The sequence below is a fragment of the Brevundimonas sp. SS2672 genome, assembly GCF_059579685.1.
In genome coordinates, this window is sequence record NZ_CM184201.1 from 1,607,956 (window position 1) to 1,632,428 (window position 24,473).

20 protein-coding genes and 2 pseudogenes are annotated in these 24,473 nt (G+C 67.0%); 11 read left to right on the forward strand and 11 right to left on the reverse strand.

The features are described from left to right. Positions 1-18: 18 nt before the first annotated feature. From rodA to AC52GN_RS08235, 7 genes and pseudogenes are all read right to left on the reverse strand, one after another. Entirely contained in the window at positions 19-1,176 is a 1,158-nt protein-coding gene (rodA, locus tag AC52GN_RS08205; RefSeq protein WP_291774782.1) for a rod shape-determining protein RodA, read from the reverse strand. Continuing rightward, the gene (gene mrdA, locus AC52GN_RS08210; protein WP_496528788.1) at positions 1,173-3,167 is read right to left on the reverse strand and encodes a penicillin-binding protein 2; all 1,995 of its coding nucleotides are present in this window, start codon (positions 3,165-3,167) and stop codon (positions 1,173-1,175) included. The genes rodA and mrdA overlap by 4 nt, the downstream gene beginning before the upstream one ends. Positions 3,168-3,170: 3 nt before the next feature. Next, positions 3,171-3,659, reverse strand: a pseudogene (locus AC52GN_RS08215) (hypothetical protein); the annotation flags it as partial. Positions 3,660-3,679: 20 nt separating this feature from the next. Then, entirely contained in the window at positions 3,680-4,756 is a 1,077-nt protein-coding gene (mreC, locus tag AC52GN_RS08220) for a rod shape-determining protein MreC (protein WP_496528742.1), read from the reverse strand. A 118-nt stretch (positions 4,757-4,874) separates the two neighbouring features. After that, entirely contained in the window at positions 4,875-5,915 is a 1,041-nt protein-coding gene (locus tag AC52GN_RS08225) for a rod shape-determining protein (protein ID WP_291774770.1), read from the reverse strand. 254 nt (positions 5,916-6,169) lie between these two features. Continuing rightward, the gene (locus tag AC52GN_RS08230; RefSeq protein ID WP_496528743.1) at positions 6,170-6,787 is read right to left on the reverse strand and encodes a glutathione S-transferase family protein; all 618 of its coding nucleotides are present in this window, start codon (positions 6,785-6,787) and stop codon (positions 6,170-6,172) included. Between the two features lie 13 nt (positions 6,788-6,800). Further along, positions 6,801-7,523, reverse strand: a complete 723-nt coding sequence (locus AC52GN_RS08235; RefSeq protein WP_496528744.1) for a TVP38/TMEM64 family protein — start codon at positions 7,521-7,523, stop codon at positions 6,801-6,803. 122 nt (positions 7,524-7,645) lie between these two features. Between AC52GN_RS08235 and AC52GN_RS08240 the strand changes: the two genes are divergently transcribed. Then, the gene (locus AC52GN_RS08240; protein ID WP_496528745.1) at positions 7,646-8,851 is read left to right on the forward strand and encodes a pyridoxal phosphate-dependent aminotransferase; all 1,206 of its coding nucleotides are present in this window, start codon (positions 7,646-7,648) and stop codon (positions 8,849-8,851) included. A 56-nt stretch (positions 8,852-8,907) separates the two neighbouring features. Here AC52GN_RS08240 and AC52GN_RS08245 read toward each other — a convergent pair whose 3' ends face one another. Next, positions 8,908-9,360 (reverse strand): hypothetical protein, encoded by a 453-nt coding sequence (locus tag AC52GN_RS08245; RefSeq protein ID WP_496528746.1) that lies wholly within the window; start codon positions 9,358-9,360, stop codon positions 8,908-8,910. Next, positions 9,360-10,334: a polyprenyl synthetase family protein gene (locus AC52GN_RS08250; protein ID WP_312220467.1), complete on the reverse strand. Its 975-nt coding sequence runs from the start codon at positions 10,332-10,334 to the stop codon at positions 9,360-9,362. The genes AC52GN_RS08245 and AC52GN_RS08250 overlap by 1 nt, the downstream gene beginning before the upstream one ends. Before the next feature lie 143 nt (positions 10,335-10,477). On the opposite strand from AC52GN_RS08250, the gene AC52GN_RS08255 reads away from it, so the two are divergent. The 10 genes and pseudogenes from AC52GN_RS08255 to AC52GN_RS08300 all read left to right on the forward strand — a co-directional run bounded on the left by AC52GN_RS08255 (position 10,478) and on the right by AC52GN_RS08300 (position 22,417). Next, positions 10,478-11,248: a tRNA1(Val) (adenine(37)-N6)-methyltransferase gene (locus AC52GN_RS08255; protein WP_496528747.1), complete on the forward strand. Its 771-nt coding sequence runs from the start codon at positions 10,478-10,480 to the stop codon at positions 11,246-11,248. 53 nt (positions 11,249-11,301) lie between these two features. Further along, positions 11,302-11,913, forward strand: a complete 612-nt coding sequence (locus tag AC52GN_RS08260; protein WP_346486697.1) for a TIGR02466 family protein — start codon at positions 11,302-11,304, stop codon at positions 11,911-11,913. Positions 11,914-11,981: 68 nt separating this feature from the next. Continuing rightward, entirely contained in the window at positions 11,982-12,908 is a 927-nt protein-coding gene (locus AC52GN_RS08265) for an alpha/beta hydrolase (RefSeq protein WP_496528748.1), read from the forward strand. Between the two features lie 114 nt (positions 12,909-13,022). Continuing rightward, entirely contained in the window at positions 13,023-14,690 is a 1,668-nt protein-coding gene (ettA, locus tag AC52GN_RS08270; RefSeq protein WP_291774745.1) for an energy-dependent translational throttle protein EttA, read from the forward strand. Positions 14,691-14,913: 223 nt separating this feature from the next. Further along, a complete protein-coding gene (locus AC52GN_RS08275) occupies positions 14,914-15,843 on the forward strand; it encodes a 2-hydroxyacid dehydrogenase (protein ID WP_496528749.1) in 930 nt (309 codons plus the stop codon). Between the two features lie 136 nt (positions 15,844-15,979). Further along, positions 15,980-16,942 carry an ArsR/SmtB family transcription factor gene (locus AC52GN_RS08280; protein WP_496528750.1) on the forward strand — a complete coding sequence of 321 codons (963 nt, stop codon included), beginning with the start codon at positions 15,980-15,982 and terminating at the stop codon, positions 16,940-16,942. A gap of 28 nt (positions 16,943-16,970) precedes the next feature. Next, positions 16,971-17,903 carry a methylenetetrahydrofolate reductase [NAD(P)H] gene (metF, locus tag AC52GN_RS08285; protein WP_496528751.1) on the forward strand — a complete coding sequence of 311 codons (933 nt, stop codon included), beginning with the start codon at positions 16,971-16,973 and terminating at the stop codon, positions 17,901-17,903. Positions 17,904-17,914: 11 nt separating this feature from the next. Beyond that, entirely contained in the window at positions 17,915-18,979 is a 1,065-nt protein-coding gene (locus AC52GN_RS08290) for a homocysteine S-methyltransferase family protein (RefSeq protein ID WP_496528789.1), read from the forward strand. A 127-nt stretch (positions 18,980-19,106) separates the two neighbouring features. Beyond that, positions 19,107-21,771, forward strand: a pseudogene (gene metH / locus AC52GN_RS08295) (methionine synthase). 40 nt (positions 21,772-21,811) lie between these two features. After that, positions 21,812-22,417: a cysteine hydrolase family protein gene (locus AC52GN_RS08300; RefSeq protein WP_338578546.1), complete on the forward strand. Its 606-nt coding sequence runs from the start codon at positions 21,812-21,814 to the stop codon at positions 22,415-22,417. On the opposite strand, the gene AC52GN_RS08305 is transcribed toward AC52GN_RS08300, so the two are convergent. Further along, the gene (locus tag AC52GN_RS08305; RefSeq protein ID WP_496528752.1) at positions 22,414-23,421 is read right to left on the reverse strand and encodes a DNA topoisomerase IB; all 1,008 of its coding nucleotides are present in this window, start codon (positions 23,419-23,421) and stop codon (positions 22,414-22,416) included. The two genes, AC52GN_RS08300 and AC52GN_RS08305, sit on opposite strands and share 4 nt — an antisense overlap. A gap of 97 nt (positions 23,422-23,518) precedes the next feature. Continuing rightward, complete coding sequence (locus AC52GN_RS08310) at positions 23,519-24,439, reverse strand: LysR substrate-binding domain-containing protein (RefSeq protein ID WP_452111774.1); 921 nt, start codon at positions 24,437-24,439, stop codon at positions 23,519-23,521. Between the last annotated feature and the right edge of the window lie 34 nt (positions 24,440-24,473).

The following is a 24,473-nucleotide window of genomic DNA, read 5'->3' on the forward strand; positions in this document are numbered from 1 at the left end:
TAACGCCCGCGCGGGTGATTAGAACAGCCCCTGCCCCTTCGGCAGTTCGACATAGCGATGCACCCGCGTCGACAGGACCAGGCCGAAGCCGACCATCACCGTCATCATCGACGAGCCGCCGTAGGACAGCATCGGCATGGGCACGCCGACGACCGGCGCCAGCCCCATCACCATGGCGCCGTTGATCAGGACGAACAGGGCGACGAAGGCCGTCATTCCCGCCGCGCTCAGACGGCCGAAGTGGCTGTGCGACAACGCCGCGATCCGCAGCGAGATCAGGATCAGCGCGACATAGCAGGCCAGAACGGTGAAGGAGCCGAGAAAACCGAACTCCTCCGACACGGTCGAGAAGATGAAGTCGGTGTGGCGCTCGGGCAGGAATTCCAGCTGGCTCTGACTGCCCAGGCCGTAACCCTTGCCCATCAGGCCGCCTGAGCCCAGGGCGATCTTGGACTGGATGATGTTGTAGCCCGTGCCCGACGGGTCGGCTTCCGGGTTCAGGAAGGTCAGCACGCGATTGCGCTGATAGTCGTGCATCCCAAACATGACGAAGGGCGGAATGACCGCCACGGCGGCCGCCACGCCCGCGGCGATGACGCGCCAACTCAACCCCGCCATGAACATCATCACCGCGCCGGTCAGGCCGATGATCATGGCCGAGCCCAGGTCCGGCTGCTTGGCGACAAGGATGAAGGGGACGCCGACAAGCCCTGCTGGAATCAGCAGCTTCCACGACCAGCGGGCGTCCTGAGCCGAATGGCTGTGATACCAACGCGCCAGGGCCAGTACGAGGCCGATCTTCACGAACTCGGCGGGCTGAATGCGGATGAAGCCGAGGTGCAGCCAGTTCTTTGCCCCGCCGGCCGTGTAGCCCAACGGCGTGAACTCCACGAGCATGACCATGAACAGCAGCACGCCGTACAACGGATAGGCCGCATGAAACCACCACTTCGGATGGATCATGGCCATGCCGATCATGGCCGCCAGCAGGACGCCGAAACGGATCAGATGCTTGACCGCCCACGGCTGCCAGTGACCGCCCGCGATGGAATACAGCATGGCCGTGCCGATCCCGGCCAGGATGCACAACAGGCCGATGATGCGCCAATCCAGCTCGGCGAACTTGCTGGACAGGCGGTCGCGCTCGCCGGGACGGGTCAGGGCGGATGCGGTCATTGTCCGGGCTCCGTCAGGGGCGGCGGGACGGCGGCGCCGACATCCGCGCTGTCGATCGGCTCGCCCCGGGCCTCGGCCTCACGGACGCCGGCGTCTTCCTGGGCCTCGAAGCCGGCCGTTTCAATGCGGGCGCGGATTTCGGGGTCCTTCAGCAGGGCGACCTTCATCACCTCACGCGCACGCGGCGCCCCGGCCGTACCGCCGCCCAGGCCGCCGTGCTGGACGATGACCGAGACCGCGTAGCGCGGATTGTCGGTCGGCGCATAGGCGACGAACAGGTTATGGTCCTTCTGGTCCCAGGGGCGCCCGGCCCCCTTGCGCGACCCGGAGCCGTAGTTACGCGCTTGAGCGGTGCCGGTCTTGCCCGCCATCTTGACCGTGCCCAGCCCCAGTTGGCTGTTTCGGAAGCCCGTCCCCCCGGCGGCGGTCACCGCCTCCATCCCGTCGCGCAGGACCTGCAGCATCTGGGGATCGTAAGGCAGGTCGGCGAAGGCGCTGCCGCCCTGCTCTACTCCGCCGACAGACTTGATGAGACGCGGCGACACCGCCTTGGCGCCGTTGGCGATCCGCGCCGTGTAGACCGCCAACTGCAAGGCGTTCACGGTCAGGGCTCCCTGTCCGATGCCATAGCTGGGGTTTTCGCCCGGATACCATTTGCCGTCGCCGCGCACCGGATTCTTCCGGCGCCATTCCCGGTCGGGGACCAACCCCGCCTTCTGTCCGGGAATGCCGATATCGAAGGTCTGGCCGAAGCCCATGTCGCGCGCGGTCTCGGCGATGGCGTCCGGCCCCATCTCGCTCGCCAGGGTCATGAAGTAGACGTTGCAAGACGCCTTGATGGCGCCGCGCAGATCCAGCGCTCCATGCCGTCCCAGGCAGGCGAACCGCCGGCCCAGATAAAAGCTGCCGTTGCAGACGATGCGGCGGCTGGGGTCCAGGCCCCGCTTCATCGCCGCCAGGCCGACGATCGGCTTGAAGGTCGAGCCCGGCGCGAAGGTGCCGCTCAGAGCCTTGTCCAACAGAGGACGACGCTCATAATCGGCCAGGGCGCGATAGATCTTGGACGGCACGCCCGAGACGAACAGGTTGGGGTCGAACGACGGCGACGACACCATGGCCAGGATGTCGCCGTTGCGGACGTCCATGACGACGATGCTGCCCGCCTCTTCGCCGAAGACCTCCAGCGCGCGTTGCTGGACGTCGTTGTCCAGCGTCAGGACGACCTCGGAGCCCTGCACCGCCGGGCGTGATCCGGCGATGTCCTCGGCCACGACGCGACCGCGCGCATTGACCTCGACCCGCTTGCCGCCCTCCACGCCGCGCAGATCAAGATCCAGAGATCTTTCAATGCCCTGACGGCCGATGCGGAAGCCGGGGTTGAACAGGATGGCGGGCGGTTGCTCGCCCTTGTCGCGGATGGCCTGCACGTCGCGGTCCGACACCTTGGCCACATAGCCGACCACATGGGCGTAGGCGCCGCCGTGCGGATAGTAGCGGGCCTCGTTCATGTCGGCCATGACGCCCGGCAGCTCCGCCGCGTGCAGGTTGACCTTGGAGAACTCTTCCCACGTCAGGTCGCTCTTGACCGGAACAGGTGAGAAACGCGGCGCGGCGTTCACCTCGCGAATGATGGTGCGGCGACGGTCCAGCGTGTCGGGCAGAAGCTGACCCAGAAGATCCAGCGTCTGGTCCAGATCCTTGGTTTCGTCGCGCACGACCAGAACGCGGAAGCTGGGGCGGTTGCCGGCGATGACGACGCCGTTGCGGTCCTTGATCAGACCGCGCGGCGGCGGCACCTGGCGGAAGTTGAACTGGTTGCGCGTCGCCAGGGTGGCGAACTCTTCCGACTTGAAGAGCTGCAGGTGCGCCAGGCGTCCGACCAGGGCCAGCCCGCCCACGACCGTCGCCCCGCCCAGCAGCATGGTGCGCCGCAGGAAGGAGCCCTGCCGCTCGTTCACATCGGAAAAGAAGATATGCGGTTCGCTGCTCATCAGGAATCGCACGTCCGCGTCGTCAAAACGCTCGATCAGCCAGTCAGCCAGGGGGAAGAGCAACAGCGTCGGGATCATCTGCCCCATAACAGCCAGTAGATTGGGAGCATTCCCAAGGCTGCCGCGCGTCACGAAATAGGCGACCGCGAACGCCAGGCCCGTCGACGCGACATAAAGGGCGAACAGGACGATGGTCGCCTGACCGGCCAGATATTTGGACGCCAGCAGCATCGCGCCGTAGATCAGCAGCAGGCTGAGGGCCCACATCCCGACCTGACCGCCCCAGAAGAAATCCAGGAAGACGCCCAGGCCGAACAACACCGCCGGCGCCAGCATGGACGGACGGATCAACGGCCAGGCGAAGGCCAGAACCATGGGCCAGACCGGCTCGGGCAGGGTCAGGCCGAACAGGCGCAGCGGAATGGCGAACAGGATGGTGGCGGCGACGGCGATCAGCGCCGGGTAGCCGATCCACTGCATCGGACCGACCATCCGCACCGTGATCGTCCGTCTCACTCGCGGCCTCCGTCGGGCGCGGTCGGCGCCGGCGTCGTGGGTTGAGGCGGCGACGCGACCGGCGCAGGCGGCGGAGCGGCGTTGGCGGCGCGGACGCGTTCAGCGGCGGCGCGGGCGGCGGCGGCGCGGCGAACAGCCACGTCCTGGATCGCAGCCGCCTGCGCTGCATTCGGCGGCGGCGCCGTGTTCAGGCTGGCCAGGGGCGCGGCGTTGAGGGCGTTCTGGTCGGCCAGTTGGCCAAAGTCCTGGAACAGCAGCACCCGCACATAGTCGATGGCCGTGCGGTCGCTGTAGAGCTTGACCCGCCAGGAGCCGTCGACCCCCTTCGCCACCACGCCGACCGGCAGGCCGCGCGGGAAGCCGCCGCCGTCGCCTGAAGTCAGGATGCGATCGCCGTCCTGCACCGCCCCCTGGCCCCGCACATAGTCCAGGCGCGGGCTGCGGCTGCCGTCGCCGGTCAGCATGGCGCGGGCGTCCGTGCGCTCGACCATGACCGGAATGCGCGAGGCCACGTCGGTCAGCAACACCATGCGGCTGTGCACGCCGGAAACGCCCGAGATGCGGCCGACGACGCCGTGCTCGCTCAGCACCGGATTGCCGACACGCACGCCTTTGCCGGTGCCGACGTTCAGCAGGCGCGACCGGGCGAACGGACCGCGCACGTCGGTGATGGCGCGGCCGGCCGTCATGGCGATGGGCGGCTCGGTCTGAAGGCCTAAAAGTTGTTCGTAGCGTGCGTTCAGATTCTTCAGCGCCATGGCGTCGTCCCGCCAGGCGCTCATCTCCGCCAGTTCGCGACGCAGGCGACGGTTCTCCGACACGGCGAAGAAATAGCCTTTGACGTAATCGACGGCGTCGCCGGTCCAGCGCACCGGAGCGGCGAGGACGCCGCCCGTGGTTCCTGCGGCGGTGTCAAACGCGGCCTGCGCCGGCTGAAGGTCATCCGCGCCCGGCTGTGGTCGATCGGCGAGCAGAAGCATGATCGCAGCGACGATGCCGCCGACGACCATGACCGCGGCCGTCCAGGCCAGCGGCACCTTCAGATTCTCGAACGGTCCGTCGCGAAACGCCACGGCCAGCCTTCCTGCTAGAGCTTAGAAATCGGCAGACCGAGGCCCGCCGACGGTGCGGGCCTGTCGCTGAAACCGCCCCCTCTTCAGGATTGCGGCGCCGACGACAGGCCGATCAGCCTCAGAGCGACGACTCGAGCACGCCCTTCATCCACGACGGGTGCTCCAGCACCTTGCCGCAGCCGATGGCGACGCAGGACAGCGGGTCGTCCGCCACCTGCACCGGCAGGCCCGTGTGGTCGCGGATCTCGGCGTCCAGGCCGCGCAGCAGGGCGCCGCCTCCCGTCAGCATGATGCCCTTGTCGGCGATGTCGGCGGCCAGTTCCGGCGGCGTGGCCTCCAGGGCGACCTTCACGGCCTCCACGATCTGCGAGACCGGCTCGGCCAGGGCTTCCGCCGCCTGACGTTCGCTCATCTTCACTTCGCGCGGCACGCCCTGCATCAGGTCGCGGCCCTTGACCTCGATCGACAGGCCTTCGCCGTCGGCCGGGACGCGGGCGGTGCCGATGTCCTTCTTGATGCGCTCGGCGGTCGTCTCGCCGATCAGCAGGTTATGGTTGCGGCGCATATAGGCGATCAGGGCGTCGTCCATCATGTCGCCGCCGACGCGGACCGAACGCGAATAAACGATGCCGGACAGCGACAGCACGGCGACTTCGGTCGTGCCGCCGCCGATGTCGACGACCATCGAACCGGTCGGCTCATGGATCGGCAGGCCGGCGCCGATCGCGGCGGCCATCGGCTCGTCGATCAGGCCGACACGGCGAGCCGAGGCGTTCAGGCAGGAATCGTTGATGGCGCGGCGTTCGACGGCCGTGGCGCCCGACGGGACGCAGACGATCATCTTCGGGTTCACGAAGCCCTTGCGGTTATGAACCTTGCGGATGAAGTGCTTGATCATCTCTTCGGCGACTTCGAAGTCGGCGATGACCCCGTCGCGCATCGGGCGGATGGCTTCCATGTGGCCGGGGGTGCGGCCCAGCATCTGCTTGGCTTCCAGGCCGACGGCGTGGACGATCTTGCGGCCGCCGACGTTGCGCAGGGCGACGACCGACGGCTCGTTCAGGACGATCCCCTTGCCGCGCATGTAGATCAAGGTGTTGGCCGTCCCCAGATCCATTGCGATGTCATTGGAAATCATGCCGAAGAGGGGTGAAAGCATGGGCGTCGGTTACCGCTTTAGTTCGGGCCTGCAAGGGCGTGAATTTCATTCGTCCGCTGTGGCGACGCCCTACCCCCGCTTCACGCTGACCGCAAAGCTGTCCTGACCGTCTTCGCCGAGCCGACTACAGGCCCGTTTGCCCTCATGCCGCAGGGATTGCAAGCGCCTATGACTTCTCGATCACAGGCTTGTCACGGCAAGGCTTGAAAGCCTTGCCGGTCAAGCTTTCCAGCCCCGCTTGCGGGGCGTTCGGATCAGACGGCCGGAATACCCTCGGCATGGAGCACGCGCTGCACGGCCGGGCGCGACTGAACAAGGTCCAGATGAGCGTTGAGCTTCGGGAAACGGGTCTTGTCCAACAGGCCCGCCTGGCGCGCCCAGCGGGTGAAAACCATCAGATAACCGTCCGCCATCGAATGATCTTCGCCCATGACCCAGGGACCGGCCAGCAGATGATTCTCGGCCAGCTCGTACTTCTCCAACGCGACCTTGACGGCCTCGTCCCTGGCCTCGCCTTCGAGCGGCGGCTTGGAGAACAGCGCCTTGCCGATGGCCGGGTGCAGCGAGGACGCCAGCCAGCCGTTGAAAGCCTGCAGTCGCGCGAATTCGAACGGATTATCCAGGTCGGCCAGTTGAGCGTGCGGATGCGTCTGGGCGACATAGGCCAGGATGGCGGCGTTCTGGGTGATCACGCCCTCGGAGGTCTGGAGCGCCGGGGTCACGCCCGCCGGGTTGATCGCCAGATACTCCGGCGTCCGCTGCTGGCCGGCGCGCAGGTCGATCTTCTCGATCGCATAATCCGCGCCCGCCTCTTCCAGGCCGATATGCGAGGCGACAGCACAGGCGCCGGGGGAATAGTAGAGCTTCAGCATGGTCGTTCTCCGATCAATCGACTGACAGATTGCGTGCGGCCTCGCGGCGCTTCACCCACTCGCGCACCGCCAGCATCAATACAAGCCAAACGCCTGCGACGGCCGCCAGGATCACCGAGGTCCACACGCCGTCGCCGCTGACCGCCGCCATGAATGAGCCTCCGAAGAAGGCCACCAGCGCCGTCTTGGGCAGCACCCCCAGGGCGCATCCCGCCAGGTAGGCCGGGAATGAAGCGCGCACCGCCCCAAACGCCATGTTCACGACGATGAAGGGCGCCGAGGGCACGTTGCGGATGATGAAGCTGGCCGAAAAGGCGTTGCGGCCGACAAACCGGCGGATGCGCTCCACCGTCCCGCCGCCGTAGCGTTCCAGCGTGCGCGCGGTCGGTCCGCGACCAAGCCAATAGGTCACGGCCGCCGAGGCGATAGTGGCGATCCAGCTATAGAGGAAGCCGAACCACGGGCCGAAAGCCACCACGCAGGCGGCGATCAGCAGGAACTGCGGCACGCCGATGAAAGCGGACAGGGTGAAGACCACGACCGCCGCAACCAGGCCCCACGGGCCGATGCGATAGCCCGCCAGCCAGTCTTCCAGCCGGTCCTCTGCGCCCAGCGCCAACTGGGTCTTGCCCAGGGCGAACAGAGCGATGATTCCCGCAAGCAGCAGCAGGGTGACGGCCAGGGTTCGCCACCGTCTGGCCTCCATGTTCAGCAGGAAATCGACGACGCGCCGCATAAATTTCGCCCAAATCGCCTTTTGATCGTCCGCGACGCGCACAAACGTTGTGCGGCCCTGCGGGGTTGCGTATCAAGCCTTCGCCTCCCCGGCACTCTCCACATCCTCCAGACAGGATAGCCATGTCCAGCCTTCAGTCCGCCTCCCTCGCCCGCGTCAAGCCTTCGGCCACCCTGGCCGTGACCGCCCAGGCGCGCGAGCTGAAACGTCAGGGCCGCGACGTCATCGGCCTGGGCGCCGGCGAGCCGGACTTCGACACCCCGGACAACGTCAAGGCGGCGGCCATCGAAGCCATCAACCGCGGCGAGACGAAATACACCGACGCCGACGGCATGCCCGAACTGAAGGCCGCCATCGTCGCCAAGTTCGCCCGTGAAAACGGCCTGACCTACGAAACCAACCAGATCCACGTCGCCTCGGGCGGCAAGCCGGTGATCTACAACGCGCTGGTGGCGACGCTGAACCCCGGCGACGAGGTGATCGTCCCCGCGCCCTACTGGGTCTCCTACCCGGACATGGTGCTGCTGGCCGGCGGCGAGCCCGTCACTGTGATCGGTCAGGAAGCCGACGGCTTCAAGCTGCGTCCCGAGGTTCTGGACGCCGCCATCACGCCCAGGACCAAGTGGATCATCCTCAACTCGCCGTCGAACCCGACCGGCGCCGCCTATACCCGCGCCGAACTCGAAGCCCTGGCCGAGGTGCTGCGCAAGCATCCGCAGGTCTGGATCCTGACCGACGACATGTACGAGCACCTCGTCTACGGCGGCTTCGACTACGTCACCATCGCCCAGGTCGCGCCCGACCTCTACGACCGCACCCTGACGGTCAACGGCGTGTCCAAGGCCTATGCCATGACCGGCTGGCGCATCGGCTATGCGGGCGGCCCCAAGCCCCTGATCGATCTGATGCGCAAGGTGGCCAGCCAGACGACCTCCAACCCCTCGTCCATCAGCCAGTGGGCGGCGGTCGAGGCCCTGAACGGCCCGCAGGACTTCCTGCCCGTCCGCGCCGCAGCCTTTGAAAAGCGCCGCGACCTGGTCGTCTCCATGCTGAATCAGGCGGCGGGCATCCGTTGTCCGAAGCCGGAAGGCGCCTTCTACGTCTATCCGTCGATCGAGGGTCTGATCGGCAAGACGGCGCCGTCGGGCGTGGTCATCGCGGACGATGAGATCTTCACCGCCGAACTGCTGAACGCCGAGGGCGTGGCCGTGGTCCAGGGCGCGGCCTTCGGCCTGAGCCCCTATTTCCGCATCAGCTACGCGACCTCAGACGCGGTGCTGGAAGAGGCCTGCACCCGCATCCAGCGCTTCTGCGCCAGCCTGAAGTAAGAGGCCCTGAAAGCCCTCCCCCTCGATGGGGAGGGTCACAGGCCGTCCAATGAACCCTAATGAATCGGCGCCGGCGGCAACACCAGGGTCGGCGCCAGCTTCAGCACGAACCCGAGGCACCATTCCGTCGCCTCGGCGGAGTTGTCTATCTCGGCGTCCAGGCGGCGGGTCAGGCGGCAGGCGGCGTCGGGAGCGTGATCCGCGTCGGGGCCCGCATAGAGGACCACCGGCCCGACCGGCAGCGAACCCTGGCGATAGGCCATGTTCAGCAAACCGGAAGACTGGATCATGATCTCGTCGAGAGGTGGACGCGGCTGGTCCGGGTCGGCTTCATCCGCCTCCGCATCCGCGGCGGAACCCAACAAGGCCTTCACCTGCGCCTCGACCGCATCCGGGTTCAGGCGAAACACCTCGGCGGTCAGGGCGTCGCCGGGCGAGGCAGGCATGGTGAAACGCGGCGCATCCTGCATGGCGAGGATCGCTCCGGCCAGCAGGACGCCCGCCAGCATCAGGTCGCCCGGCTGACGGCGAAGTCGGCCAGGGCCTCGAGCGCCGCGCGCCACGGCCCGGCGGGCAGGACCTGCAAGGCCGCCTTGGCTCGGTCGGCGTAGTCGCCGGCCGTGTCCAGCGTGGCGGCGACAGCGCCGCTGCCGATGATCAGTTCGCGGGCGCGGTCGAAATCCTCAGGCTTGCGGTCGCCCTTGGTGATGACACGATCCCAGAACAGATCTTCTGTCCCCTTGGTGCGCTGAACTGCCAGCAGCAGCGGCAGGGTGGCCTTGCCCTCGTTGAAGTCGTCTCCGGCGTTCTTGCCCAGGGTCTCGGTCGCGCCGCCATAGTCCAGCGCGTCGTCCGCCAGCTGGAAGGCGATGCCCAGGGCCATGCCGTAGTCCCGCAGGGCCGCAACCTGTTCGTCCGTCGCACCCGCGCCGACCGCGCCCGATTCGGCGGCCGCGGCGAACAGCTCGGCCGTCTTGGCGCGGATGATCTGCAGATAGGTGTCCAGGTCCAGGTTCAGGTCGTGGGCGCGCGTCAGCTGCAGCACCTCGCCCTCGGCGATCACGGCCGACGCTGTGGCCAGAATGCCCAGCGCGCGCAGGGAATCCGTCTCGACCATCAGTTCGAAGGCGCGCGCGAACAGGAAGTCGCCAACCAGCACCGACGAGGCCGCGCCCCAGATCAGGTGCGCCGCGACCTTGCCCCGGCGCATTTCCGAGCCGTCGACGATGTCGTCGTGCAGCAGGGTGGCGGTGTGGATGAACTCGACCGAGGCGGCCAGCTTCTTGGGGCCTTCGATGGGGCCGGTCTGCCCCACCGCTCGGGCGGCGGCCACGGTCAGCAGGGGGCGCAGACGTTTGCCCCCCGCCGACACCAGATGCTCCGCCAGCAAGGGGATCACCGGCACGTCGGACTGCATCCGCGCGATGATCAGGGCGTCGACCGCCGCCATGTCGTCCTTGGCCAGACGAACCAGGGCGTCCACATCGCCCTTGGGACGGGAGGCGACGGCGAGAGCTGCGTCCACGAAAATCTCTTTCAGCACAGGGGCGAAGGGGGAGATCTCGCCCGAAATTCACACGCATCCGCTTGCCCGGACGCGATGCGGCGCACAATGGTGGCGGCGCCATGACGGGTCAAGCCGAGTCATCCCTTACTGTCGCCGCAGAGGTGACCGAATCCGCTCTTCTGGGCGGCCGCGTCCGCTTGCGCCAACCCGCCAAGGGATATCGCGCGGGCATGGACGCCGCCTTGCTGGCCGCAGCGATCGAAGCCCGGCCCGGCGAACGGCTGATCGAGGCCGGCTGCGGCGCGGGCGCCGTGCTGATGCAGGTCGCCGCCCGGCGCCCCGACGTCCAACTGACCGGGCTGGAGCGCGACGCGGCCGCGGCCGCGCTGGCGCGGGAGAACGCCGGGCTGAACGGCGCCGAGGCGCGCACGACAATCGTGAACGGCGACGTGGCGCGCGGCTTTCGCGCCCTGGGCCTGCCGCCGTTCGACTGGGCGATCAGCAACCCGCCCTTCTTCGACGATCCCGCCGCCCTGCGCGCGCCCGCAGAAGACAAACTCGGCGCCTGGATGGCCGACGACGGCCTGACCGCCTGGGCCGGCTTCCTGCTGAAGGCTGTTCGCGAGGGAGGCCGCATCGTCATCATCCACCGCGCCGACCGCCTGGCCGACATATTGAGCCTGCTGTCGCCCAAGGCGGGATCGTTCGCCATCCGCCCGATCCAGCCCTACGCCGATCAGCCGGCCAAGCGCGTGCTGGTCCAGGCGATCAAGACCGGCAAGGCGCCGCTGCGCCTGCTGCCGCCCCTGATCCTGCATGACCGCGCCGGGGCCAAGCATAGTCAGCAAGCGGAGGCGATCCTGCGCGGCGAGGCTGATCTCGGCTTCTAGAACCGGCTTTCTCACCCTTCTCCCCTTGTGGGAGAAGGGCTATTGCACCCGCCATGCCCTTGCGATCCCTTTTCGCCACCCAGGTCTACGACGCCTCCCTCGCCTCTTCGCGCGGCTGGGCCGAACTGCATGAGGAATTGCTCGACCTCTGCCTGGTCATGGCCGAGGAGGACGAAGCCGGGATCGAATGGTGCCGGGCCAATCACTATCCGGGCTATACGTCCTACGGCTCGATCAACGACCTGCCGCAGCGGTTTCCAGAGTTCGCGGCGCTGAAACGCCTGTTGGACAAGCAGGCGGCGGCCTTCGCCAAGGCCCTGAATTTCGACCTGGCCAAGAAGCTTCAGCTCGACAATCTGTGGGTCAACGTCCTGATGCCCGGCGGCGGCCACACCGGCCATATCCACCCGCACGCGGTCCTGTCCGGCACGATCTATATTCACGTGCCCGACGGCGCCTCTTCCCTGAAGATCGAAGACCCGCGCCTCGCCATGATGATGGCCCGTCCCGGCCTGACCGCCGACGCCGGCGAGGCCGAACAGCCCTTCGTCTATCTGAAGCCCGCGCCCGGCACGGTGCTGATGTGGGAAAGCTGGCTGCGCCACGAGGTGCCCGCCAATCGCGCCGAGGAGCAGCGCATTTCCATCAGTTTCAACTACGCCTGACGTCCTCGCCCTTCCCTCGCCGCATTTGCCCCGAAACCTGCGCCAACGGCACAGCTTGGAGGGAATGGATGCGGGTTTTCAGCGCGGCGGCGGCGATCGCCATGTTCACGACAGGCGCCCTTCTTCTCGGCGCCTGCAGCGAGAAGGCCGACGCCGGGACACCGCTCTCCGAGCCAGGCGCCGCCGCCGAAGGCGCCCCCTATGTGCTGACCGGCACCCAGGTCTGGAGCGTGCCCGACCCCGTGTCCGGCCGGAACTATCAGGTCTTCGTCAGCCTGCCCGCCGGTTATGAAGCCAACCCCGGCCGCCGCTACCCGACCCTCTACGTCACCGACGCGGACTACGCCTTCCCCATCATCCGCCAGATCGCCCGTCGTGTGAATCTGGACGGGCCGGTCGTGGAGGAGTTCATCCTGGTCGGCCTGTCCTACGCCGAGGGCGACAAGGGCGCCGACAGCCGCCGCCGCGACTACACCCCGACTCCCAACGGCCCGCGCAGTTCAGGCGCCGCCGTGCATGGCGGCGGCGCGGCCTATCAGACCTATCTGAAGACCCAGGCCCTGCCTTTCATCGAGAAGACGTTCCGCGCCGATCCGTCGCGCCGCATGCTGCTGGGCCATTCCTACGGCGGCCTGCTGGGCGCGCAGATCCTGTTCAGCGACCCGGCGATGTTCCAGTCCTACGTCCTAGGCAGTCCGTCGCTCTGGTACGACAAAGGCTACATGATGGGGGTCGAGGCCGACTACGCCCGCAACCATCGCGATCTTCAGGCCCAGGTCTTCATGTATGTGGGCGGTCACGAGAAACCCGGCCCCACCCGCCGCAACAGCGAGGCCGACATGGTCGGCGACATGCAGACGTTGCAGCGGGATCTGGAATCGCGCGGCTATCCCGGCCTGAAGATCAGTTCCGTCGTTCTGGACGACGAGGATCACCTGACCGTCGCCCCGGTCGGCTTCACCCGCGCCCTGGAAGCCGTTCTTCCCGCTCGCTGAAGACCGCCATCGAAAAGCCGCGTCGGCGTCCGAAGATTTGCCCAAAGCCCTCGGGATCGCTACATCCCCCGGCAACTTCCCCATCCGCACTGAATCAAGGGCGCGACGCGACGCATGGCGCAGCAATATATCTTCCAGATGCAGGGCCTGACCAAGGCCTATCCCGGCGGCAAGAAGGTCTTCGAGAACATCTGGCTCAGCTTCTACAACGACGCCAAGATCGGCGTCGTCGGGGTCAACGGCTCGGGTAAGTCGACCCTGCTGAAGATCATGGCCGGCCTGGACCACGAGTTTCAGGGCGAGGCCCGCGCCGCCGACGGCGTCAAGCGCGGCTATCTGGAGCAGGAGCCGCAGCTCGACCCGAACCTGAACGTCCGCCAGAACGTCGAGGCCTGGTGCGAAGAGAAGCAGTGGGTCAACCGCTTCAACGAAGTCGCCAACGAACTGGGTGAAAACTACACCGACGAGCTGATGGAGGAGATGACCGCCCTCCAGGAGAAGATCGACGCCGGCGACGTCTGGGACATCGACAGCCGCATCGATCAGGCCATGGGCGCCCTGCGCTGCCCGCCCGACGACTGGGAAGTCACCAACCTGTCCGGCGGTGAAAAGCGCCGCGTGGCGCTGGCCCGCCTGCTGCTGTCGAAGCCCGACATGCTGCTGATGGACGAACCGACCAACCACCTGGACGCCGAGTCGGTGGCTTGGCTGCAGCACCACCTCGAGAACTTCCCCGGCTGCGTCATCCTGGTGACCCACGACCGCTACTTCCTGGATCAGGTGACCAAGTGGACGCTGGAGCTGGACCGCGGCAAGGGCCACCCGCACGAGGGCAATTACTCCTCGTGGCTGGAAGCCAAGACCAAGCGCGTCGTTCAGGAGCAGTCGGAATCCGAAGCCCGCCAGCGCGCCCTTACCCGCGAACTGGAATGGGTCCGCTCGGGCGCCAAGGCTCGTCAGGCCAAGTCCAAGGCCCGTCTGGCCGCCTATGAGAAGATGGTCGCCGAGCAGGAGAACTCCGCCAAGGCCCAAACCTTCGCCGCCATCCAAATCCCGCCCGGCCCCCGCCTGGGCAACGTCGTGCTGGAAGTGAGCGGCCTGAAGAAGTCCTATGGCGACAAGGTTCTGTTCGACGACCTGAACTTCAAGCTGCCGCCCAACGGCATCGTCGGCGTCATCGGCCCAAACGGCGCCGGCAAGTCGACCATGTTCAAGCTGATCACCGGCCAGGAACAGCCCGATGGCGGCACGATCAAGGTCGGCGAGACGGTCAAGCTGGCCTATGTCGACCAGTCGCGCGATGACCTGAAGCCGGACGACACCATCTGGCAGGCCATCTCGGGCGGCACCGACGTCATGATGGTCGGCAAGCGCGAGATCAACACCCGCGCCTATGTCGGCTCGTTCAACTTCAAGGGCGGCGACCAGCAGAAGAAGGTCGGCCAGCTGTCGGGCGGTGAGCGCAACCGCGTCCACCTGGCCAAGACCCTGGCCACCGGCGGCAACCTGATCCTGCTCGACGAACCGACCAACGACCTGGACATCGAAACCCTGCAGAACCTCGAAGAGGCGCTGGAAGAGTTCGCTGGCTGCGCCGTGGTCATCAGCCACGACCGCTGGTTCCTGGACCGTCTGGCCACCCACATCCTGGCCTTCGAAGGCGACGGCCATGTGGAATGGTTCGAGGGCAACTTCGAAGCCTATGAACAGGACAAGATGCGCCGCCTGGGCGCGGACAGCATCATTCCCAAGCGCATCCAGCACCAGAAGTTCGGTCGCTGATCCAGCAGACAGATTGACAAGCGGCCCTCCGAGCAATCGGGGGGCCGTTTTTCTATGCCCCCTCTCCCGCTCATCCCGGCGGACGCCGGGATCCAGTAAGAGCCCAAGACACCAGAGGGCCGAACGTCGCTCCTGTCGCCAAAACACTGGATCCCGGCGTCCGCCGGGATGAGCGGTGAATGAGAAGGCTGGCGCTCCGGCGAAAGCGGGATAGTCTGCGTTCATGACCCAGCATCCCGCCGTCCTGATCATGCAGCGGCATCTGGCCCCGCTGAGCGCTTTCCTGGAAAGCGCCTACGATGTCTATCGCTTCTGGGAAGGCCCTCCGGTCGAGGCGGCCGGAGACATCCGCGCCCTGATCGTCGCGGGCGAGTTCGAACTGGACAAGGCGCTGATCGAGCGCCTGCCCAATCTGTCGCTGATCGCCTGCTTCACGGCTGGATACGACGGCATCGACGTCGAGTGGTGCCGCTCGCGCGGCCTGCCCGTCACCCATGCGCCCGGCGTAAACCACGAAGACGTGGCCGACCACGCCATCGGCCTGATCCTGGCCGCACGCCGCCAGATCGCCGAGGGCGACCGCACCATCCGTGCGGGCGAATGGAGCCTATCCACACGCAGCATCACCACCTCACTGGGCGGTCAGCGACTGGGGATCGTCGGCCTGGGCCACATCGGCGAAGCGGTGGCGCGCCGCGCCGTGGTCATGCGCATGGATATCCGTTGGTGGGCGCCGCGCGCCAAGGAAGCCGCGTGGCCACGCGCCGACAGCCTGATCGAACTGGCGCGCGGTTCCGACATCCTCGTCGTCGCCTGCCGGGCGGACGAGAGCAACCGGGGACTGATTTCGGCCGAAGTGATCGAGGCGCTCGGGCCGTCGGGTCTGCTGGTCAACGTCGCGCGCGGGCAGCTGGTGGACGAGGATGCCCTCATCACCGCCCTGAAGGACGGCCGTCTGGGCGGCGGGGCCCTCGACGTCTTCGCCCAGGAACCGACCGAGGCCGCACGCTGGTCGGGGGTGCCCAACACCGTCCTGACGCCCCACACCGGCGGCGCCACGACCGAGGCGGTGCAGGGAATGCTGATGCTGCTTCTGCAGAATCTCTCCGCCCACTTCGCGGACGAGCCGCTGAAGACGCCTGTCGCAGACTGAAACTCTGCTCCTCGGGGCGGTCTCACCCCCTATTCCAGACGCAGAACGAACGATCCGTGCCTGCATTACGCGGATAGAAGACGCGCGCGACCAGATTTTGCTTGCATAAGCGCATAAGGATATCTTTATACGACCTATGACGCTGACCGCCGACCAGACTGTTGAAGCCCTGCGCGCCGCCGGCGAACCGACCCGCCTGCGCGTCCTGTCCCTGCTGGCTGCGGAAGAGCTGTCGGTGATGGAGCTGTCGCGCGTTCTGGACCAGAGCCAGCCGCGTGTCTCGCGCCATCTGAAGCTGATGGCCGACGCCGGTCTGATCGAGCGATTCCCCGACGGCGCGCGTGTCTTCTACCGCCTGTCGCACGACGCCCTGTCGCGGCGGCTGATCGACACCGTGCTGGACCTGCTGGACGACGGCGAGGGCGAGGCCGACCATCGCCGTCTGGACGAGGTGCGCAAGGAGCGCGCCATCGACGCCGCCCGCTACTTTGAACAGATCGCGCCTCAGTGGGACCAGATGCGCAGCCTCTATGTCTGCGAAAGCGCCGTCGAGGCGGCGGTTGAGCGCGCCGCCGGCTCCGGTCCGTTCGAGCGCGTGGTCGATCTGGGCACCGGTTCGGGCCGGATGCTGACCCTGTTCGGCAGGAAGGCGAAGATGTCGGTCGGCCTCGACCTGTCGCAGAACATGCTGAACATCGCCCGCGCCAACGTCTCCAAGGCCGGGCTGGACAAGGTCGAACTGCGCCACGGCGACATCTTCTCGACCCGCCTGCCTCACGAAAGCGCCGATCTGGTGATCGTGCATCAGGTGCTGCACTACCTAGCCGATCCCGCCGCCGCCGTGGCCGAGGCCGCGCGTCTGGTCATGCCGGGCGGCAAGCTGCTGATCGTCGATTTCGCACCCCACAATTTCGAGCACCTGCGCGAGGCGCATCAGCACCGCCGTCTGGGCTTCCCGGACGCCGAGATCCGCGAATGGCTGACCGAGGCGGGCCTGACGCCCTCGGTGCCCATCGCCCTGCCCCCCGACACCGAGGGCCTGACCGTTCACATCTGGACCGGCGAACGCGCCGCAAGCCCTGCCCGAAAGATTGCCTGATGGCCCCCTCCTCCGCATCCTCGCTGAATTGGCCGAAGCCCGCGCCCTGCTGTTGTCGCCGCTGGGCCCGGTCGCGCGCGCCGGTTCCAACCGCAGCAGCGTCAACGTCTCCTTCGAGTTCTTCCCGCCCAAGACGGACGCAGCCGAGGCCAATCTGTGGTCGGCGATCCGGCGGCTGGAGCCGCTGAACCCGGCCTTCGTCTCCGTCACCTACGGCGCGGGCGGCTCGACGCGCGAGCGGACCCACCGCACGGTCCAGCGCATCATCAGCGAGACCACCCTGCGTCCCGCGGCCCACCTGACCTGCGTCGAGGCCAGCCGCGCCGAGGTCGATGAGGTCATCGAGGGCTACAAGGCCATCGGCGTCGACCACATCGTCGCCCTGCGCGGCGACCCGCCGGGCTCCGCAGGCATCGGCGGCGCCTATACGCCGCGCGCCGACGGCTACGCCAACGCCACCGAACTGACCGCCGCCCTCAGCCGCATCGGCGGGTTCGAGGTCACGGTCGGCGCCTATCCGGAAAAGCACCCGGAAAGCCCTTCCATCGACCACGACATCGAGGTGCTGAAGGCCAAGGTGGACGCAGGCGCCACGCGCGCCGTGACGCAGTTCTTCTTCGACATCGAGGCCTTCCTGCGCTTCCGCGACCGGGTGCGGGCGGCGGGCGTGACCATTCCCCTGATCCCCGGCGTCATGCCGGTGTCCAACTTTGCGGGTCTGAAGCGGATGACGGCGGCGTGCGGCGCGGCCCTGCCCGACTGGCTGGCTAGCCACTTCGACGGGCTGGACGACGACCCGGAGACGCGCAAGCTGCTGGCCGCCTCCATCGCCGCCGAGACCTGCGCCCGCCTTCAGGAAGAGGGCTTTTCGGACTTCCACTTCTACACCCTGAACCGGGCCGAGCTGGTCTATGCGATCTGTCGGGTTCTGGGCGTGCGTGAAACCAAGGCTGTTGCGTAGATGACTTCCCCCTGACCCGCGCCCAACGCATCGCCGCCCTGCACGCGGCGGCGAAAGAGCGCATCCTGGTGCTGGACGGCAGTTGGGGCGTGATGATCCAGCGTCGCGAGCTGACGGAAGAAGATTTTCGCGGCGAGCGCTTCCGCCAGCACAACCACCCGCAAAAGGGCAACAATGATCTGTTGATCCTGACGCGGCCCGACATCATCGCCGACCTGCACGATGTCTATTACGCCGCCGGGGCCGACATTTCGGAGACGAACACCTTCTCCTCGACCACCATCGCCCAGGCGGATTACGGTCTGGAAGACGCGGTCTATGACCTGAACTATGAAGGCGCCCGCATCGCGCGCGAGGTCGCCGACTGCTGGACGGAAAAGGAGCCGCACAAGCCCCGCTTCGTCGCCGGTGCCATCGGTCCGACCAACCGCACCCTGTCGCTGAGCCCCGACGTCAACGACCCAGGCTATCGCGCCGTCACCTATGACGAGGTCTATGAGGCCTATAAGCAGCAGGCGCGCGCCCTGCACCACGGCGGCGTCGACCTCTTCCTGATCGAGACGGTGTTCGACACCCTGAACTGCAAGGCCGCGATCAAGGCGATCAAGGACCTGGAGGATGAGGGGCTGGAGCCCCTGCCCCTGTGGATCTCGGGCACCATCACCGACCGCTCGGGCCGCACCCTCAGCGGCCAGACGGCGGAAGCCTTCTGGAACTCGATCCGCCACGCCAAGCCGTTCGCCGTCGGCTTCAACTGCGCCCTGGGCGCCGAGCTGATGCGGCCGCACATCGCTGAACTGAGCCGTGTGGCTGACACCCTCGTCAGCGCCTATCCCAACGCGGGTCTGCCCAACGCCATGGGCCAGTATGACGAACAGCCGCACGAGACGGCCCACTTCCTCGAGGAATGGGCGCAGTCTGGTCTGGTCAACATCGTCGGCGGCTGCTGCGGCACCACCCCCGACCACATCCGCCACGTCGCCGAAGAGGTCGCGGGCGTGACCCCACGAGCCGTGCCGCAACGCCCTGTGGCCCTTCGCCTGTCGGGCCTGGAACCGTTCGAGTTGGTGTCGTGATGCGTCCCCACCCGCTCATCCCCGCGGAGGCGGGGACCCAGTACTTTGGCTGCATCCAGATCATTGACCGCTCGCGCGCGGCTCAAGCCTGGGTCCCCGCCTCCGCGGGGATGAGCGGAGAATTGCGTTGAGACCCGTCTTCATCAACGTCGGCGAGCGGACCAACGTCACTGGTTCAGCCAAGTTCAAGAAACTGATCATCGCAGGCGACTATCCCGCCGCCCTGTCGGTCGCGCGCCAGCAGGTCGAGGCGGGCGCCCAGGTCATCGACGTCAACATGGACGAAGGCCTGCTGGACGGCCCCGTCGCCATGCGCACCTTCCTGAACCTGATCGCGGCCGAGCCGGACATCGCCCGCGTGCCGGTCATGATCGACAGCTCCAAATGGGAGGTGATCGAGGCGGGCCTGAAGTGCGTTCAGGGCAAGCCGATCGTCAACTCGATCTCGATGAAGGAGGGCGAAGACGCCTTCCGCCACCACGCCGTCCAGTGCCTGCGCTACGGCGCCGCCGTGGTGGTCATGGCCTTCGACGAGGTGGGCCAGGCCGACACCGCCGCACGCAAGATCGAGATCTGCACCCGCGCCTATGACATCCTGGTCAACGAGGTCGGCTTCCCGCCCGAGGACATCATCTTCGACCCCAACATCTTCGCCATCGCGACGGGGATCGAGGAACACGACAACTACGCCGTCGACTTCATCGAGGCGGTCAAGGTTATCAAGGCCACCCTGCCCCACGCCCGCGTGTCGGGCGGGGTGTCGAACGTCTCGTTCAGCTTCCGCGGCAATGAGCCGGTGCGCCGGGCGATCCACAGCGTCTTCCTGTATCACGCCATCAACGCGGGTCTGGACATGGGCATCGTCAATGCCGGCGACCTGCCCGTCTATGACGACATCGACGCCGAACTGCGCGAAGCCGTCGAGGACGTGATCCTGAACCGGCCGCAGCGGACGAACGTGTCCAACACCGAGCGACTGGTGGACATGGCGCCCCGCTACAAAGGCGAAAAAGGCGCGGTCAAGGAAGTCGATCTGAGATGGCGCGACGCCCCGGTCGCCAAGCGCATCGAACACGCCCTGGTCCACGGCATCACCGACTACATCGTCGAGGACACCGAAGAGGCCCGTAAGGCGTCCGAACGTCCGCTGCACGTTATCGAAGGCCCCCTGATGGACGGGATGAACGTGGTCGGCGACCTGTTCGGCTCGGGCCGGATGTTCCTGCCTCAGGTGGTGAAGTCGGCCCGCGTCATGAAGCAGGCCGTGGCCCACCTGGAGCCCTTCATGGAGGCCGAAAAGGCCGGTCAGGAGCGGCAGGCGGCGGGCAAGATCCTGATGGCCACGGTCAAGGGCGACGTCCACGACATCGGCAAGAACATCGTCGGCGTCGTGCTTCAGTGCAACAACTACGAGGTGGTCGATCTGGGCGTCATGGTCCCGGCCGACCGAGATTCTGGACGCCGCCATCGAGCACAAGGTCGACATCATCGGCCTGTCGGGCCTGATCACGCCGTCGCTGGACGAAATGACCTTCGTCGCCGCCGAAATGGAGCGGCGCGGCTTCGACATCCCCCTGCTGATCGGGGGCGCCACAACCAGCCGCACCCATACGGCGGTGAAGATCGAACCGGCCTATCGCAAGGGCTCGACCACCTATGTCATCGACGCCAGCCGGGCCGTGGGCGTGGTCTCTGGCCTGCTGTCCCCGACCGACCGAGCCAAGAACGAGGCGGCCACCCGCGAGGAATACGTCCGCATCCGCGAGCAGTACGCCCGTGGGCAGGAGGTGAAGGCCCGCGCCACCCTCGAACAGGCCCGGGACAACCGCTGGCGGCCCGACGCGGGGCAAAGCCCTGCCCGGGCGCCGTCCTTCCTCGGCGTGCGTGCTTATGAAGCCTGGGACCTGCAAGATCTGGCCGACCACATCGACTGGACGCCCTTCTTCGCCAGCTGGGAGCTGATCGGGCGCTATCCGCTGATCCTTGAGGACGAGATCGTCGGCGAGGCGGCGCAGGACCTGTTCCGCGACGCGCAAGGAATGCTGAAGCGGATCGTCGCGGAGAAGTGGTTCACCGCCAAGGGGGTCGTCGGCTTCTGGCCCGCCAATGCGCGCGGCGACGACGTGGTGGTCTGGACCGACGAAACGCGCACGACCGAAGCCGCCCGCTTCCACGGCCTGCGCCAGCAGATCAAGAAGTCCAATGGCAAGCCGAACCTGTGCCTGTCCGACTTCGTGGCGGAAGACGGCGCCGACTATCTGGGCGCCTTCGCCGTCACCGCCGGGCACGGCGAGCTGGAAAAGGCCGCCGAGTTCAAGGCGGCGGGCGACGACTATTCCGCCATCATGGCCACGGCCCTGGCCGACCGTCTGGCCGAAGCCTTCGCCGAGCGGCTGCACAAGGAAGTCCGCACCCAGTTGTGGGGCTACGTCCCTGACGAACAGACCTCGGTGCAGGACCTGATCGAGGAGAAGTATCAGGGCATCCGCCCCGCGCCCGGCTATCCGGCCCAGCCCGACCACACGGAAAAGGCGACACTGTTCCGCCTGCTGGACGCCGGGATCAACGCCGGGATGAGCCTGACGGAATCCTTCGCCATGTCGCCCCCGGCCTCGGTCAGCGGCCTCTACTTCGGTCATCCGGGCAGCCACTATTTCGGCGTCGGCAAGATCGACCGCGATCAGGTCGAGGACTACGCGACCCGCAAGGGCTGGGACGTGCAGACGGCCGAGCGCTGGCTGGCGCCCATCCTCAACTACGATCCTCAGGCGGCGACGCGGGACGCGGCCTGATCGGCGGGAACCAGTCGCAGCCCTGAGCTTTGGCGCAGGCATGGCTTCCGGCATCCATTTCGGCCGCATCCCGGCCAACGCGGTCCATCTGTGCGTGGACATGCAAAGGCTGTTCGCCGAGGACACGGCGTGGCGCACGCCGTGGATGCCCCGCGTCCTGCCGGTGGTCGTGCGCCTGTGCGAGCGCAAGGCCGAGCGCACCTGCTTCACCCGCTTCATACCCGCTCGCTCGCCTGGCGACGGACGAGGGACCTGGCGGCGCTATTGGGAGCGATGGGCGTCGATCACGCTCGAGAACCTCGGCGAGGAGCGCGTCGAGCTGCTGCCCGAGCTTCAGGCATTCACCCCGCCCGCCAGGGTGCTGGACAAGGCGCACTATTCGCCCTGGCTCGACACCGGCCTGGCGACGGCCCTCATGACGGGCCAGGTCGACACCCTGGTGGTGACGGGGGCGGAAACAGACATGTGCGTGCTGGCGACCGTCCTGGGGGCCGTGGACCTTGGGTTCAGGGTGGTGGTGGTCTCCGACGCCCTGTGCAGTTCCTCGGATCAGTCGCACGACGCCCTGCTCGACCTCTACCACGACCGTTTCGGCCAGCAGATCGAAACGGCGGAGTGCGACGAGGTTCTGGAGGCCTGGGCCTAGGCGGCCTCATCCAGCAGTTTCGCCAGCCGGGCGTCGAACCGCCGGGCGTCCGGCCCCGGCAGCAGGTTCGCGATGCTCCCGGCTTCATACAGTTCGATCACGCGCGGATGGACATAGGAGGCCCGGCAGACCGTAGGCGTATTGCCCAGCAGACCCGCCACCGCCTTCATGCAGGTCGAGACATTGCGTCGGGCCTCAGCCTGGGAGGCGGGCGGCGCCATCTCGCAAAAGGCTCGCGCAGCCGAGACGGTGGCGGCCCAGGTGCGAAAATCCTTGGCGGAGAACTGCTCGCCCATGGCTTCGTGAATATAGGCGTTCACGTCGTCCGAACTGATCGCACACAGCGTCCCCTCGGCGTCGCGGTATTTGAACAGATGCTGGCCCGGAAGACCCTCCAGGCTGCGCAACACCCGCGCCAGGCGCCGATCGCTGACCTTCACCCGATGTTCCTTGCCGCTCTTGCCGCGAAACTCGAACGTCAGGACCGAGCCGTCGACCTCCAGGTGCCGCTTGCACAGGGTCGTTAGACCGAAACTGCGGTTCTGGCGGGCATAGGCGGCGTTGCCTATCCGGATCAGGGTGAGCTCCAGCAGACGCACTGCGGTGGCCAGCACCTTGTCCTTGCGCGGCCCCCGCAGCGACAGATCCTGTTCAACCCGATCATGCAGGCGCGGCAAGCGACTCGCGAAAGCCGGAAGGCGCGCGAACTTGTGCGAGGCGGCATGGGCCGTCCAATCGGGGTGATATCGGTATTGCTTGCGGCCTCGCGCATCGCGGCCGGTCGCCTGAATATGGCCCCTGGCGTCGGCGCAGATCCAAACTTCTTCCCAGGCGGGCGGGATGGCCAGGGCGCGGATGCGCTCCAGAACCTCTCTCGCGCGGATCAGGCGGCCGTTCGGCTCACGATAACAGAAACCGCGACCGCTCCGTCGCCGCGTCAAACCCGGTTGGTCGTCGCTGGACCAGGTCAGTCCCTCGGAACACGGCGCCTCGGTCGTCTTCATCAGCATCATCGCGGCCCTTGCCCGGTCTAGCGTCTAGGCAACGCCAGGGCTGGACTTCGGCTCCCTGAAGACGTCGTCAGCCGTCGGTCTGAGCCGCTCACCTCACCGCTTCGCCATGCGCCTGCTGTTCCGCACAGCCTTCGGCCAGGAAATCGAGCAGCATCCGCACCGACGGCAGCAGGCCTCGTCGTGAGGGGAAGACGGCGTGGACGATCCACTTCTTCGGCCGCCAATCCGGCAGCAGGTCGACCAGGCGCCCGTCATGCAGATCGCGCACCACCGCCACGGTCGGCAACAGGGCGACGCCCAGCCCCTGCACCGCCGCCTCATGCAGCATGTGCAGATCGTCGGTCACCAGACGCGGAGAATGGCGAACCGAGGCGGTCATGCCGTCCTTGTGGTGCAGGGACCAGACGTGGTCGCGGTGCGCCGGACCGAAATCCAGGCTGGGCCAGCCCGCTAGGTCGGCCGGGCCGGAAGGCGGCGCAAACCGCGTGATCAGATCGGGCGCAGCCACAAGGCGGTGCACGCTCTCGTCCAGCTTGCGCATAACCAGGTCCGTCATCTCCAGCGGCGGCTCGCGCACGCGGATGGCCAGGTCGAAACCCTCGCCGATGACGTCCACCCGGCGGCTGGTGCTGTGCAGATGCACCTCGACCTCGGGATAGACGGCCATGAAGCGCGCGATCAGCCCGCCCATCTGATAGGTCAGCAGCCCCGGCACGCAGGCGACGCGAATGACGCCGCGCGGCTGGGCCGCGACATTGTCGATCACGGCCTGGGCCGCCTCGGCCTCGACCAGCATGGCCAGACAGTGGCGGTAATATTCCTGACCGACCTCCGTAACCGAGAATTTGCGGGACGATCGCTGGATCAGGCGCGTGCCCAGTTGGTCCTCCAGAAAGGCGATACGTCGACTGAGCTTGGACTTCTGCATGCCCAGCGCTCGCGCGGCGGGCGCGAAGCCGCCGTGATCCACCACCTGGACGAAGTAATAGAGGTCGTTGAGGTCTCTCATCGTCCTATTGATAGGACGCAGCGAGGCGATTTCG